16 protein-coding genes and 1 other annotated feature are annotated in these 13,215 nt (G+C 47.4%); of the genes, 8 read left to right on the plus strand and 8 right to left on the minus strand.

Annotation, left to right across the window (positions count from 1 at the left end):
• Positions 1 to 55 precede the first annotated feature (55 nt).
• Positions 56 to 1,036, plus strand: a complete 981-nt coding sequence (locus AC3WQ3_RS09235; protein ID WP_492472039.1) for a metal-dependent hydrolase — start codon at positions 56 to 58, stop codon at positions 1,034 to 1,036.
• A 107-nt stretch (positions 1,037 to 1,143) separates the two neighbouring features.
• Here the strand turns inward: AC3WQ3_RS09235 and AC3WQ3_RS09240 are convergent, their stop codons facing one another.
• Positions 1,144 to 1,362, minus strand: coding sequence for an alpha/beta-type small acid-soluble spore protein (locus AC3WQ3_RS09240; protein WP_492472040.1), 219 nt, complete (start codon positions 1,360 to 1,362; stop codon positions 1,144 to 1,146).
• A 118-nt stretch (positions 1,363 to 1,480) separates the two neighbouring features.
• Here AC3WQ3_RS09240 and AC3WQ3_RS09245 point away from each other — a divergent pair, with 118 nt between their 5' ends.
• Positions 1,481 to 1,678, plus strand: a complete 198-nt coding sequence (locus tag AC3WQ3_RS09245) for a hypothetical protein (RefSeq protein WP_095361234.1) — start codon at positions 1,481 to 1,483, stop codon at positions 1,676 to 1,678.
• Between the two features lie 117 nt (positions 1,679 to 1,795).
• Here the strand turns inward: AC3WQ3_RS09245 and trpS are convergent, their stop codons facing one another.
• Positions 1,796 to 2,788: a tryptophan--tRNA ligase gene (gene trpS / locus AC3WQ3_RS09250; RefSeq protein WP_095361233.1), complete on the minus strand. Its 993-nt coding sequence runs from the start codon at positions 2,786 to 2,788 to the stop codon at positions 1,796 to 1,798.
• Between the two features lie 72 nt (positions 2,789 to 2,860).
• Positions 2,861 to 3,107 (minus strand) — a binding site (T-box leader).
• 240 nt (positions 3,108 to 3,347) lie between these two features.
• Here trpS and AC3WQ3_RS09255 point away from each other — a divergent pair.
• Together AC3WQ3_RS09255 and AC3WQ3_RS09260 are read left to right on the plus strand one after the other, a co-directional pair.
• Complete coding sequence (locus tag AC3WQ3_RS09255) at positions 3,348 to 4,325, plus strand: aldose 1-epimerase (protein ID WP_492472042.1); 978 nt, start codon at positions 3,348 to 3,350, stop codon at positions 4,323 to 4,325.
• A 198-nt stretch (positions 4,326 to 4,523) separates the two neighbouring features.
• Complete coding sequence (locus tag AC3WQ3_RS09260; protein ID WP_095292177.1) at positions 4,524 to 4,757, plus strand: alpha/beta-type small acid-soluble spore protein; 234 nt, start codon at positions 4,524 to 4,526, stop codon at positions 4,755 to 4,757.
• Positions 4,758 to 4,836: 79 nt separating this feature from the next.
• Here the strand turns inward: AC3WQ3_RS09260 and AC3WQ3_RS09265 are convergent, their stop codons facing one another.
• Together AC3WQ3_RS09265 and AC3WQ3_RS09270 are read right to left on the minus strand one after the other, a co-directional pair.
• Complete coding sequence (locus tag AC3WQ3_RS09265; RefSeq protein ID WP_095361230.1) at positions 4,837 to 5,250, minus strand: O-methyltransferase; 414 nt, start codon at positions 5,248 to 5,250, stop codon at positions 4,837 to 4,839.
• Between the two features lie 319 nt (positions 5,251 to 5,569).
• Positions 5,570 to 7,369 (minus strand): M3 family oligoendopeptidase, encoded by a 1,800-nt coding sequence (locus tag AC3WQ3_RS09270; protein WP_492472043.1) that lies wholly within the window; start codon positions 7,367 to 7,369, stop codon positions 5,570 to 5,572.
• A gap of 131 nt (positions 7,370 to 7,500) precedes the next feature.
• Between AC3WQ3_RS09270 and AC3WQ3_RS09275 the strand changes: the two genes are divergently transcribed.
• Together AC3WQ3_RS09275 and AC3WQ3_RS09280 are read left to right on the plus strand one after the other, a co-directional pair.
• Positions 7,501 to 7,671, plus strand: a complete 171-nt coding sequence (locus AC3WQ3_RS09275; protein WP_095361228.1) for a YycC family protein — start codon at positions 7,501 to 7,503, stop codon at positions 7,669 to 7,671.
• Complete coding sequence (locus tag AC3WQ3_RS09280; protein ID WP_095292183.1) at positions 7,668 to 7,901, plus strand: hypothetical protein; 234 nt, start codon at positions 7,668 to 7,670, stop codon at positions 7,899 to 7,901. The genes AC3WQ3_RS09275 and AC3WQ3_RS09280 overlap by 4 nt, the downstream gene beginning before the upstream one ends.
• An 11-nt stretch (positions 7,902 to 7,912) precedes the next feature.
• Here the strand turns inward: AC3WQ3_RS09280 and AC3WQ3_RS09285 are convergent, their stop codons facing one another.
• Complete coding sequence (locus tag AC3WQ3_RS09285) at positions 7,913 to 8,644, minus strand: DUF2225 domain-containing protein (protein ID WP_492472045.1); 732 nt, start codon at positions 8,642 to 8,644, stop codon at positions 7,913 to 7,915.
• 37 nt (positions 8,645 to 8,681) lie between these two features.
• The gene (locus AC3WQ3_RS09290) at positions 8,682 to 9,059 is read right to left on the minus strand and encodes a globin domain-containing protein (RefSeq protein ID WP_095361226.1); all 378 of its coding nucleotides are present in this window, start codon (positions 9,057 to 9,059) and stop codon (positions 8,682 to 8,684) included.
• Between the two features lie 563 nt (positions 9,060 to 9,622).
• Between AC3WQ3_RS09290 and ylbJ the strand changes: the two genes are divergently transcribed.
• Complete coding sequence (gene ylbJ, locus AC3WQ3_RS09295) at positions 9,623 to 10,876, plus strand: sporulation integral membrane protein YlbJ (RefSeq protein ID WP_492472046.1); 1,254 nt, start codon at positions 9,623 to 9,625, stop codon at positions 10,874 to 10,876.
• 107 nt (positions 10,877 to 10,983) lie between these two features.
• Positions 10,984 to 11,787, plus strand: coding sequence for an NAD kinase (locus AC3WQ3_RS09300; RefSeq protein ID WP_095292189.1), 804 nt, complete (start codon positions 10,984 to 10,986; stop codon positions 11,785 to 11,787).
• A gap of 81 nt (positions 11,788 to 11,868) precedes the next feature.
• On the opposite strand, the gene AC3WQ3_RS09305 is transcribed toward AC3WQ3_RS09300, so the two are convergent.
• Complete coding sequence (locus AC3WQ3_RS09305) at positions 11,869 to 12,264, minus strand: YutD family protein (RefSeq protein ID WP_246058480.1); 396 nt, start codon at positions 12,262 to 12,264, stop codon at positions 11,869 to 11,871.
• Positions 12,265 to 12,278: 14 nt separating this feature from the next.
• Positions 12,279 to 13,178, minus strand: a complete 900-nt coding sequence (gene lipA, locus AC3WQ3_RS09310) for a lipoyl synthase (protein WP_492472047.1) — start codon at positions 13,176 to 13,178, stop codon at positions 12,279 to 12,281.
• Positions 13,179 to 13,215 lie beyond the last annotated feature (37 nt).

The raw sequence follows: 13,215 nt of genomic DNA on the forward strand, positions 1-13,215 counted from the left end.
TAGATAGAGAATCATTAATATGATGAAATCGAGCTACACCACAAAGGAGACGTTTATGGATACTTCTACACATTTTGTCATGGGTATTGGTTTGGCAGGTCTGGCTTATGTCGATCCTGTCGTGGCTTCCAGTCCCATGCTCGCGGCTGCGGTGATGGTGGGTACCATTGCTGGCTCGCAGGCCCCTGACATTGATACGGCGCTGCGTCTCAAAAGCAACTCATTGTACATTCGAAATCATCGGGGTATGTCCCACTCGCCGCCCTTTCTTCTATTATGGGTTCTGCTCATCACGGGTGTCATTGCACTGATTTTCCCGGATGTTCCCATTGGGCACGTCGCTATCTGGACAGCTGTCGCTGTGGGCGTTCACGTGTTTACCGATCTGTTCAACACCTATGGAACCCAGGCAGCAAGGCCATTCTCGGAACGATGGATTGCCTGGAATATCATTCATATTTTCGATCCGTTTCTGTTCGCTTCGCACGTGGTGGCAATCCTGCTGTGGGCCTTTGATCTGATCGCCCCTGCTCCGTTGTTTGTCACACTGTATATCGTTATAGCCCTCTATTATGTATGGCGAATCATTGCCCATGCCCAGGCTGTAGCCAAAGTAAAAAGGCTGGACAACAACAAACCGGCGCTTCGCTATATCGTCATTCCAACGATATCCTGGAACCGCTGGCATGTGGTGAAGCATTTTGCGGATAACAGTTACGAAATCGGAAAAATGGATGGAGCAGAGCTAACATGGCATCTGCATGCCTCTTCTTCCACTCATGCGGCTGTAGCTGCCTCGCGCAAATCACCAGAGGTCACTGCCTTTCTCTACTTCACCTCCTATGCGGTTGCGGAGGTAGAGGAGCTGCCTGCAGGATACAAGGTCCGCTGGGCGGATGTACGGTATCGACACCGCAAGCAGTATCCGTTTGTCGCCGTTGTCGTGATGGACCGCAATTTTGAAACGATTGATACGTATGTGGGCTGGTTAAGCGATGAAAAAATGGATAAAAAACTTTTATCTGCCCGGTCTTGACGAGAAGGACTGGGAAAGGCACAATCAAGTAAGGAACGGTTGCGCGATGAAAAGCCCGGAGCGTTTCCGCTCCGGGCCTTTGTTTTGTTGCTTGCTTTTATGATAAATTATTTGCCAGACCCAGACAATTGTTGCTCAGCGATTTGTACCAGACGTTTGGTGATGTAACCACCAAGAGATCCTGTCTCACGGGAAGTGTAGTTACCGTAGTAACCGTCTTGCGGGATTGTTACACCCAGTTCCTGTGCAGCTTCCATTTTCAATTGTTGCAGTGCTGCATTTGCTTGAGGTACCACCAAGTTGTTAGAACGAGATCCTTGAGCCATATTTAAAATCTCCTTTCAATCTGTGTCTGTAATGTATTGCAAGCTTGCAAGATTATTATGGCTCGCACGCCTCAAGTTATACGGAGATTCATTAAATTTGTGATGGAGGTTTTTCCCAATGAGTAAAGGTTTGTCCCTATGGTTCGCATTCTCTTCGATTGTTTTGTTAACGGTTTCAGCCATATCGATTTCTTATAACGGCTGGTTAGCCTCGCTGCTGTTCATCCTGTCCATTGCCAACATCGGCTGGGGTTTCGTCATTCGTGCCAAGAAGGAACGCCAGGAATTGCGTTCTACAACCGAATCGACATCCTGACCTGGAAGGTTCCAGATTTCTATTTGAACAAAAAAGAGAGGAGCTGCTGGCTCCTCTCTTTTTTTCATCACTTTATATCGTGAAGTTTTAACATTGTTGAACGATGTCCGTGATGGCCTATACTGTACGTCTAGGAACAAACCCCATGCGTTCCTTCACATCATGAAGCGTTTTGGCAGCGACTGTTTCAGCACGACGTGCTGAAGTCTCCAAAATCTCGGCCAATTCGCCAGATTCACGAATTTCGCGATATCGTTCCTGTAACGGTTCAATAACAGAGACAACCACTTCGGCCAACTCTTTTTTGAACGGACCATACATTTTACCCTCGTAACGCTCTGCTACTTCATTCAGCGTAATGCCTGCACACTCTGCATAGATGCTCATCAGATTGCTGACCTCTGGCTTGTTGGCCGGATCGTAAACCACTTCACGTCCGGAGTCCGTCGTGGCACGGCTGATTTTCTTGCGGATCACATCCGGCGGGTCCAACAGGGCAATGTAGCTGCCCGCATTTGGATTACTTTTACTCATTTTCGAGGAAGCATCGTCCAGGGACATCACGCGTGCGCCCACCTGCGGAATATATGGATCCGGAATGGTAAAGTATTCTCCATAACGATGATTGAAACGGCCCGCCAGATCGCGGGTGAGTTCCAAATGCTGTTTTTGATCCTCTCCTACAGGAACGAGGTCCGCATTGTACAGCAAAATGTCGGCTGCCATCAATGAAGGATATACGAACAAGCCTGCCCCCACCGAGTCCTTGCCTGAAGATTTATCCTTGAACTGGGTCATCCGCTCCAGTTCACCCATCGATGTCAGCGTGGTCATCAACCATCCAAGCTCAGCATGCTGAGGAACATGGGATTGCAGGAACACATTTGACTTTGTTGGATCGATCCCCGCTGCTAGAAACAGTGCAGCGACGGCTTCAGACTGTTCACGCAGTGCAGCTGGCTCCTGAGCCACGGTTACTGCGTGGAGATCTACCACCATAAAATGGCATTGGTAATCATGCTGCAGCTTCACAAAGTTCTTGATTGCACCAATATAGTTGCCCAGCGTAAGTTTACCGCTTGGCTGGATTCCAGATAATACAGTTTTCATAAGTCACTTGCGCCTCCTCATGTTTTGTAGAAGTCTGTTTCTTCTCCGCGGACGCAAAAAAGCCTCACATCCGCAAGGGACGTGAGACCGTGGTGCCACCCTTATTCGTGTTTTTCAATCATGCGAAAAACACCTTCATTTTCCCGTAACGTGGAATAGACGTCCAATTCTACTGAGGTACGCTTTGCATTTCTGCAAGGCACCTGTTCCAATCGGCACTCCAGGGTCCATTCGGTAAAGAGTTCACACCGGTTCGCATCACCCACCGGCTTTCTGAAGAGTTTTCTCCTGACTTACTTGTCCCTGTCATCGCTTTAATTTAATTCATATGTTATTTCCTTCTGCATTCCATCTTAATCCGCTTCACGCAGATTGTCAAAAATGGAATCAGCTTTTTTTACCCGCCAAGCCGAAATCTGTTATGATGGAATTGCTTATCCTGTTTAGCCCTCCCACAGAAGGCTGTATGGGATTGCTGGCATGTACTCAATGACACGCCTGCAGCGGAGCATGTTAAGCCGCTTGCAGACAGATTTCAAGTGGGAAAAGGAGCATCGATATGAAACAAGTGACCAAAGGCCAATGGAATGGTTACGACACGTATATCCTACATAGCCGTGAATTGGAGATCACCCTGCTGCCGCGTCTAGGAAACAATATCATCTCGATTCGTGATCTGGTGCAGGATCGTGATGTCGTCCGCAGCCCAGAAGAAGATGATTTAGCATTTTATTTGCAGAAACCTTATCACTTCGGTGTTCCGCTTCTGGTTCCGCCAGGACGCATACATCGTGGACGCTTCGAATACGAAGGGGTTCAATACCAGTTCGATCAGAATACGGCAAATGACAACCATATTCACGGTCTCCATCGCACCCAATCCTGGTGTGTCAGCGACATTGAAGAAGATGAAGAAGGCTGTGCCATTACAACCGAATTGCTGACTGCAAATGAAGAGCATTGGATGGAACAATTTCCGGTGCCTCTGAAGCTCGAAATGACGTTCAGGCTGCAAAACTCCGTACTGAGCCAGCGTCTTCGTGTTACCAACCTGGGTTCGACTCCCGCTCCGTTTGGAATGGGATATCATACATGGTTCCTGCTAGACGGCAAGCCTGCCGATTGGACACTTCAACTACCTGTCTCTGGCGTATATGCTCAGAACGAGGAACAGCTGCCCACGGGTGAGCTTGAGCCTCTTGGAGATTGGAACGCCTTAAATCAAGGTGTTAATATGCAGGGACGCAACTGGGATACGATTCTCAAAGCTACGGAAGGTCAGGCAGCGACTGCCCAGCTCCGTCGTCAGGATGGATATATGCTGAACTACTCAGCAGATGAACAGTATTTTAAACACTGGGTGCTCTTTACAAAGGGTGAATCCGATCAGTTTCTGTGCATTGAGCCCTACACCTGGCTCTCCGATGCCCCGAACCTCCCTCTGACGGATGAACAAACCGGGTTAATTCGTCTGGAACCTGAACAACCCGTTGAACTTCTCACACGGATTGAGGTTATTGCTCCTACCAAGAAGTAGTCCCTTTCAATCTTGTACGCGTAGTACAACACACCTATAATATTTACCTTATTAGCAAAGAGGCCGATCCTGTCTGGATCGGCTTTTTTCATGTGTTTCTTTACAATTAAATCCCAATTATTTCCTTACGCCATATCACGTATATTTCCTCATTCTCTAACCATACTAACATCACCAAGCCATAAGGAGGTGACACACATGTACGGAGGTCAAAACAGAGGTAGCGGAAGCCGTTCCAACAATCTGGTTGTTCCTCAAGCAAACGCAGCATTGCAACAATTGAAAATGGAAGCTGCGCAAGAGCTGGGTGTAACAATTCCACAAGACGGTTACTACGGTAACTACACTTCCCGTGAGACAGGTTCTCTGGGTGGATACATTACTAAACGTCTGGTACAAATCGCTGAGCAACAACTGTCTGGTCGTTCTTAAGTTCGGACTAATGCTTGGATGATTTAAAGCCAAAAAGCGGCCTTCTCCGGAAGCGCCGCTTTTGTGCATGTCTGCACAATTAAGATGTCGATTCCATTCCTGAATCCTTGTATGTATTTGTTCTAGGGTAACGAATCATAAGGTTAGCCATGTTGTAATTGGATTCCATCGTAGCGTCCACCAAAATGACGCCTTGTCTTACGGTGAAGTCATACGAAATTTCTCCATGTGTCCAGTTCTGCTTAAACTTTAAAGTCTCAAGTGCCATAGCGCGGAATGAGGAGCGCTGACTTCCAGTTAACCCCTGATCCTCTGTTTCCATTTGTCCATTCCGTCCTGAAATCGGATTATGTCGAATACCGAACTTTCCAATTACATTATTGCGTATTTGCACAAAAACTACACCTGAGTCTAACCCTGACAGTTCCTTATCAAGTTCTTTAAACACCAAATCCAACTGTCTTGCTAATGAAAGCTGGTCAATATTTACCATTATTGTTCCTCCTTTATGCACTTCATCCCTCAAAACAAGGACTTACGAACCATTATATGACAACAAATATACTCATTCAACAAAATGAAACAAACTTGGGTATTTATGACTATAAGTTGCACAATTAATTGCCAATCCAATGCTTTAAAACGAGTTAATTCTTGATAATCCGACAAATTATACGAATCAGTCCCACGAATAGAATAACCAAAGAGAGCTGCATCCACATGCTAGTTAACATGTGGTGCAGCTCTCTTTTTCACATACGAGTATACGAAGCATTTCATTCAAAATGCTTGGGTACTACTCCCCGTATTTGTCACTTCGCGGTTGCTGTCATTTCAAGAAATTGCTCAATATCGGCAATCACCAGATTCGCAGCATTTTGCCAGAAGTCAGGCTGTGTCAGATCTGTACCCAGATGTTTCTGTGCAAGCTCTTCCACCGTCATTCGTCCGGTATCCCGCAGCAAATCATCATATTTGTCTGCAAAGGCTGTACCTTCCTGCTGTGCTCTGGCGTAGATGCCCGCACTGAACATGTAGCCAAAGGTGTAAGGGAAGTTGTAGAACGGTACACCTGTCAGATAGAAATGCAGCTTGGATGCCCAGAAGTGAGGATGATCCGTTGCAAGAACACCACAGAAGGCTTCCTGCTGAGCCTCGACCATCAACTTGGATAACTCATCTGCATTAACCAAGCCTTTTTTGCGCTGTTCATAGAAGCGATTCTCAAACAGGAAACGGGCATGAATATTCATGAAGAAGGCAACGCTGCGCTGAATCTTATCTTCCAGCAGAGCTAGCTTTTCCTGTTCATCTGTTGCTGACTGCACCAATGCGTCGGCAACAATCAGCTCGGCAAATGTGGAGGCCGTCTCCGCCACATTCATGGCGTAACGTTGATTCAGTGCCGGAAGTTCCTCCATAATATGCTGGTGGTACCCATGACCCAGTTCATGCGCTAGTGTAGACACGTTGGATGGCGTTCCGGAGAACGTCATGAATATGCGGGTAGCTTTGCTTAGCGGCAAAGAAGTACAGAATCCGCCTGGTCGTTTTCCTGGGCGATCTTCCGCTTCAATCCAGCGTTTCTCAAACGCCATCTCTGCAAATTTCGAGAGCTTAGGGCTGAATTTGGCAAATTGTTCAACGATATTGATTGCCGCCTCATCATAAGTCACTTTGCCACCCGACTTGCCTACAGGTGCATCTATATCACTCCAGCTGAGCTTATCCACACCCAGCAGCTTCGCCTTGCGTTCCAGATACTTCACGAGTGCCGGTTTGGCTCCGTTAATGACGTCCCACATCGTATCCAGTGTTTGTCGAGACATCCGGTTGATGGCGAGTGGTTCTTTCAGAATGTCGTCCCAGCCGCGGTTCTCATACAACTTAAGACGGAATCCGGCTAGATGGTTTAATGTATCGGCACAGAAGTCTTCTACATCCGTCCAAGCCTTTTCCCAGCTCGCAAATACCGTTTCACGCACGTTGCGATCACTGTCACTCAGCTTGTTGGCAGCCTGTCCGGCGGATAGCATGATCGTTTCACCGTTTTGTTCAAACGGAATGTTCACTTTACTTACGATCGTATTATAGAACTTGCCCCAACCATGATAACCATCCACGCCCAGATCCAGCGCAAGTCCTTCAAGTTCAGGGGACAGCTTCTCACGAGCCTGTGTCCGGCTCTCATTCAGTACAAAAGCCAAGGGCTCGATATCTTCGCGAGCAATCCACTTCTCCCATACGTCATCTGCTGTCTGACTAAGGAGGTTGTCAAAACGGGACTTACTGCTGTTCAGCATGGCTCCAAGAGTACTAACGGTGCCTTGCAGCTGAGTAGCCTTCTTATCCTGCTGATTTTGCGATGATAGGCAGGACACAAATGCAGAACCTTCCGAAATACGAATGTAACAGCTCTGCAGTAATTCCAGAATGGCGTCGAATGCATAAGTTTCTTCAAGTGTCTTTGGTGCAGCGGTTTCAATCAACAGAGTTTGAAGTTTGCGTACATCCTGTTCCAGCAGGGTCAAGTAGGCAGCGAACGATTCGGAGGAAGAACCTCCACTAAAAATGGACTCCAGATCCCATACAGGTTTTAATGGTGTTTTCATTTAATAAGGCACCTCTCTTTTTGAAATTCAAGGATTTGAGCTAAAATACTTCAATTAAAAACTGGTTTTATGAGTGCTCTATCTCTATACTAGAGAAATAGTTTAAGCCACTTTTTCAGGAGGTAAATGTGATGAAACCTTTACAAATATCGGCTGACACAGCCGTCAAATTAGCAGAATCCCTTGGCGTACCGCTTGAGCACCTGATGCACATGCCCCAGCACATCCTGCTGCAGAAGATTGCCGAATTGGCCAAAGAAGAAGCATCCAAACCAGCCCCTTCAGAAGGCGAGCAGGAATGATCCCTTTTGAAAACAGCTGGCCCTATGATATTGTCATGGGGGACATCTATGTACAGCAATGCCCGTTTTGCCAAGCAAGCAATGTGCTGCTGCCCCTCAAACCGAGAGAGCTTGTACGCATTCGTGAAGGCAAAAAGAAATTGCTGGTCTTTCCTTGTTGTAATGGCAGCATGACCGTTATTGATAATGACAGTGATTATCTGCTCTCCAGTAAACCTGTCCGCAAATAATCAAAGTTCAATTAGATGGGGCTGCGCTTAGCAGCCTCTTTATCTGCTTCAATCATTTCTTCAGGCAGTTCCATCCTGCCGGATATCATCTGTTCCCTCAGCAGGGCCCACTGCTCTCTGGATGCCCGAATCATGGCCGCATCCGTGATCCGTTTATCGTGAATGACACGCCCGAACCATTTGACAGCCTCGTGGAAGTGGCCTGCTCTGCGGTTCAGCTCACCAAGCAGATACAGCAGTCTTGCTTCATTACTGCCTGCGCCTTCCCGCTCGAACACTCTAACATAAGCTTCCAGACTAAACTCCAGAAAGCGCCGTTCCTGCTCATGATCTTCCCGGTAACGATACAGCCAGGCGATATGGTGCAGCAGTCCTGCTACAATGCGATCCTTCTCCTGGATCACCTGAGCACAGAATAGACCGAGCTTGTATGTAGCCAGTGCCTGATCTAATGTCCGTGCTCCGCTGTAATCCCGCTTCTCCCAACGATTACCGATCTGTTCCTTGAACGCAAGCCGCTGCTTGTCAGTCAGTTTATCTGTCGAGTTCTCTGTCGATGCAAACCCGCATTCAGGGCAGATCCGCACAACATAGAAATCCGGATTCTCCAGCTTATAGTAGGCACAAAAATCGGAATCTGTCCGATAGGGCCGCTTCAAGCTCGGTCTGACTCTGGAGGTTTCAAACTCGGTTTCACAATAATGACATGTGACCTTCACTTTATATAGAGGTTCTAATTCCACTCGTTCCATCCCTCTCCCGTTTTACCTATATTCGGAGTTACGGCGTATTCACAAAATGATGTGCCGGCCCCGACAAACGCTGCAGGACAAAAGAATGCAGCGGCTCTTCCACACCGATCTGTGTCAACGCTTGATCCATGCATGCCAGCCAGGCATGTGCCCGTTCAACGGTCACCTCAAAATGCATATGGCGGGCACGCATCATCGGATGACCATACGCTTCAGAGAACAACGCAGGTCCACCGAAAAACTGAGACAAAAACATGTATTGCTTGTCCATAACCGGCTGTATATCTTCCGGAAATAGAGGAGCCAGTTGTTCGTTTTGCTGGACTATAGGGTAAAAGGCTTCAACTAATGCCCGAACACCCTGCTCTCCGCCCAGATTTTCATAAATACTCAGATTGGGATTCATTCATCTAACCCTCACTAGTCGTGTCGAATTTTGGCATATCTTACACATCAATGCTTAAATGTGAAAACAAAATCGAGATCAGGTTGCCATCACCTTTATCTTCATTCTATCAAAAAAATCCCAAAAGTCCTATCTAACATCAGCAAGTCAAGATGTCTTTGATCCTTTTCCTCTAGAGCCTCTTCACTTCGGAAGACACAAAAAAAGCACCAATCGCAAGATTGGCGCACCATATATTCCATTAATAACTTCGCCAGTCCTCTTCTTCAGAACGTACAAGCGAGGCACGTATCACATAGACAAAAGCACAGACCAGGATTCCGGTGACAAGACTCATAATCATCACTCCATCCGATTTGAATTTCACCCTATTGGACAAATAGGTGACGTTCAGGCGTTTTTTATCATTTTAGCATACATCGTTTAAAAATACAGCCATTTTTGCAAGCGCTTTCCGGATATTAATTTGTACTGTTTGTCCGCCTTGGTTCATATATTGATGGCACAAGCGACACTCACTGCAGCAGGCTTAACGACCATTATCATATAAAGGAGAGGTATGCATGGCAGCTTCATACAAACTTACCCATGTTCTGATTACACTCGCTCTCCTCGTTCTCTGTTTTCTTATGGTCCTGTTCCCTGCAGAGACCTGGCATGCAAGTGTGAGAGGGCTCTCCATCTGGTGGGATGTGTTATTCCCGTCGCTTTTTCCCTTTCTGGTTCTTTCCGAGCTGCTGCTAGGTTTCGGCATTGTCCATTTTCTCGGGACCCTGTTAAATCCACTCATGCGCCCCCTGTTTCGTGTTCCAGGAAGCGGAGGTTTTGTATTTGCGGTCAGCTGCGCCTCCGGCTATCCGACAGGAGCGAAATTAACCGCTCAATTATGGGATCAAAAGCTGGTCACGCGGGAAGAGGGTGAGCGGCTCGTGGCGTTCACTACTTCATCCGATCCCATCTTCATGATCGGTGCAGTATCCGTCGGTTTTTTTCACAATGTAGCCGTTGCTCCGGTTCTGGTCGCTTCTCACTATGCCGCTGCCTTCATCGTTGGTCTGCTCATGCGATTCCATGGAAGGGCAGCTAGCTCATCTTCTCCATCCCCTACGCCTTCAACCTCAACCGAGAAGCAAAGAGGCAGCAGACTCATACAGGCTATCCATGCCATGCATGAGGCACGAATGGCAGATGGGCGTGCATTTGGAGAACTACTTCGCCAGGCTGTCTCCTCATCCCTTCGCCTTATTATTATCGTAGGTGGGCTTGTTGTATTCTTCTCTGTCATGATGGAGTTACTTGTACAGACCGGATCACTTGGCGTGCTGTATCAAATGACAGAGCAGCTGCTCACCTTCATGAACTTGCCACCTGCCTTATCGCAGAGTCTTGTAGGTGGTTTGTTTGAAGTGACTCTTGGAGCCAAGGAAGCGGGAGGAGCAGGTACAGCCGTTCCTCTTGTTTACAAGGCAGCCGCTGCTGCATTTGTGCTGTCCTGGGGAGGATTGTCGGTACATGCCCAGATCATGAGCATACTAAGCAACACACCGATGCGATATGGACCGTTTCTTTTTGCCAGAGCCATACATGCTCTAATCGCACCTGTCCTTGTTTTATTACTGTGGGTACCCATAATGGGTCAATCCGCATGGCCCGCCATAAGTGAGACCAGCTTATCACCTGCAGCTACAGCTATATACTCACCAGATGCGGGACAAATGATATGGTTCGGATTCTTGGTCCTTGGCGGGGTGCTGCTTTTGCTGCTGTTCTTTTCCCTGCTTCGTATCCTGCTCTTTCCGAGACGGTTCCAAAAATAAACCATGCTTGCGCACCTATATTTCGAATGAATATCAATCCAAGCGTTGTGTTCTGCTCTGGAATTGATTATCATCGGTAATATAATGACCACAAAGGAGCTTTCATCTTGAGATACTATGTTCAAGACCGCGGAGACCAGTTATCGATTGATCTGAGTCAGCAGTTTCATGCGCTGGCAAAAGAAGAAGGGTTCAAGCTGGATGCAGAATCGCCGGAGATTGTTATCTCCATCGGAGGCGATGGTACTATGCTGCAGGCATTTCACAATTTCATCGACCGGATCCCGGACATTGCTTTTGTTGGGGTTCATACAGGCCATCTCGGTTTTTATGCCGACTGGAAGAAGGACGAATTACAGGAATTGGTACGATTGATGAGCGGAAAAGGGGATCCCGAACGACTCAAACCCCGAATTGTAGAATACCCGCTGCTGGAGCTTGAAATCCGTAAAAAATCGGGTAACACCTCCTATATTGCCTTAAATGAATTTACGTTAAAAGGTGTGGACGGTACGGTCGTAGCCCAAGTCGACATTAATGATGTGACCTTCGAGATGTTCCGGGGTGACGGGATCTGTGTATCCACGCCTTCAGGCAGTACCGCCTATAATAAGGCCCTGGGTGGTGCCATGGTGCATCCGACCATTGAGGCAATTCAGATTGCTGAAATTGCTTCAATCAATAACCGTGTCTATCGGACGCTGGGTTCACCGGTTATTTTGCCCAAGCACCATCACTGTGACATTTTCTCGCGTAAGGACCAAAGGCTGCTGCTGACAATCGATCATGTAAATGTCATGGTGGAGGATCTGATCTCCGTACGTTGTCAGGTAGCAAGTCACAAGGTAAGCTTTGCCCGATATCGCCCCTATCCGTTTTGGAACCGGGTTCGCACTGCCTTTTTGGACTAGCCTGGTTCGGAAACAAGCTGATTGTTGTTCACCAAAGAATACTCCCGGATATAATAACATGCACAAAAAAAGCGGCCCTTATCAGGAGCCGCTTTTTGCTTTGGCTTGAGGCTGTTCTTTGCTCTTCTGAAGAACAAAGTAAGCACAGCCAAAGTTACAATATTCATTGATATAATCCACCATGCTGGAGATGGTTGAATCTTTCGTGGCTTTGGGATGATTATCACGATAAAAGCCTTTGAGCCGCAGCTGACTGTAGCCCCAGTCCCCGATAATGTAATCGTAGCGCTCCAGCACTTCACTGTACCGGTCGCGGAAAACTTCCGGATTCCAGCCTTCTTTATGGTTCTGCACAATCTCATAATTTTTACCGTTCACCTGAACGATAATTTTTTCCTGTACTTTTTCTTCTGGTTTATCCTGAGGCTGATCCTGGACCGTGTCCTGAACCTGCTCAGTGCTTTTTTCTTCTTCCAATCCAGTGTCCTCCATTATGCGTGTGTTGCCGCCTGGTCCGCATGTTTTGCAGCAGATTTAACCTGTTCATGTGCATGGTAGGAACTGCGTACCATCGGTCCGGATTCCACGTGGCTGAATCCACGTTTCAATCCTTCCTGCTTCAATGCTGCGAACTCTTCTGGCGGATAATATTTCTCAACAAACAGATGTTTCTCGGATGGCTGCAGGTACTGACCAATCGTCATGATATCACAATCCACAGCACGCAGATCATCCATGGTTTGCAAAATTTCCTGGTATTCCTCACCTACACCCAGCATAATGCTGGATTTGGTCGGAATGTTGGGCTGCATTTCTTTGGCACGAGCAAGCAATTCAAGTGAACGCTTGTATTTGGCCTTGGCTCTGACTTTGTCCGATAACCGCTCTACCGTCTCAATGTTGTGATTGAGAATGTCAGGTTTGGCATCCATGACAATTTTCAGGGAATCCCGATCACCCAGGAAGTCCGGAATCAACACTTCTACACTACATAAAGGCAAGCGGCGTCGAACTGCCTTTACCGTCTCGGCAAAAATGGTCGCTCCGCCATCCTTCAAATCATCACGAGCGACGCTTGTAATAACACAGTGCTGCAGGTTCATTTGCTCCGCAGCTTCTGCGACGCGTTCTGGCTCCTGCAAATCAAGTTCCGTCGGCAAGCCGGTATTCACCGCGCAAAAGCGGCATGCCCGTGTGCAAATGTCGCCCAAAATCATAAAAGTAGCTGTTCGATTGGCCCAGCATTCATAAATATTCGGGCATCTTGCTTCCTCACATACTGTATGCAGCGTCTTCGAACGCATCATCGTTTTCATTTCCTGATAGTTATCGCCGGTTGTCAATTTAATCCGAATCCAGTCCGGTTTCGGTTCCTTAACACGTTTAGCCAATGCGTAAACCCTCTTTCTAATGAAGTTAGGCTGTTGC

Source organism: Paenibacillus sp. FW104-T2, assembly GCF_058789975.1.

Bases quoted from the DNA above. Each gene is read 5' to 3' on its own strand.
- AC3WQ3_RS09265 (WP_095361230.1), bottom strand. From the start codon at position 5,250: ATGGTAAATATTGACCAGCTTTCATTAGCAAGACAGTTGGATTTGGTG.
- AC3WQ3_RS09270 (WP_492472043.1), bottom strand. From the start codon at position 7,369: ATGAAAACACCATTAAAACCTGTATGGGATCTGGAGTCCATTTTTAGT.
- AC3WQ3_RS09280 (WP_095292183.1), top strand. From the start codon at position 7,668: ATGATCCCTTTTGAAAACAGCTGGCCCTATGATATTGTCATGGGGGAC.
- ylbJ (WP_492472046.1), top strand. From the start codon at position 9,623: ATGGCAGCTTCATACAAACTTACCCATGTTCTGATTACACTCGCTCTC.
- AC3WQ3_RS09290 (WP_095361226.1), bottom strand. From the start codon at position 9,059: ATGAATCCCAATCTGAGTATTTATGAAAATCTGGGCGGAGAGCAGGGT.
- trpS (WP_095361233.1), bottom strand. From the start codon at position 2,788: ATGAAAACTGTATTATCTGGAATCCAGCCAAGCGGTAAACTTACGCTG.
- AC3WQ3_RS09245 (WP_095361234.1), top strand. From the start codon at position 1,481: ATGAGTAAAGGTTTGTCCCTATGGTTCGCATTCTCTTCGATTGTTTTG.
- AC3WQ3_RS09260 (WP_095292177.1), top strand. From the start codon at position 4,524: ATGTACGGAGGTCAAAACAGAGGTAGCGGAAGCCGTTCCAACAATCTG.
- AC3WQ3_RS09275 (WP_095361228.1), top strand. From the start codon at position 7,501: ATGAAACCTTTACAAATATCGGCTGACACAGCCGTCAAATTAGCAGAA.
- AC3WQ3_RS09255 (WP_492472042.1), top strand. From the start codon at position 3,348: ATGAAACAAGTGACCAAAGGCCAATGGAATGGTTACGACACGTATATC.
- AC3WQ3_RS09240 (WP_492472040.1), bottom strand. From the start codon at position 1,362: ATGGCTCAAGGATCTCGTTCTAACAACTTGGTGGTACCTCAAGCAAAT.
- AC3WQ3_RS09235 (WP_492472039.1), top strand. From the start codon at position 56: ATGGATACTTCTACACATTTTGTCATGGGTATTGGTTTGGCAGGTCTG.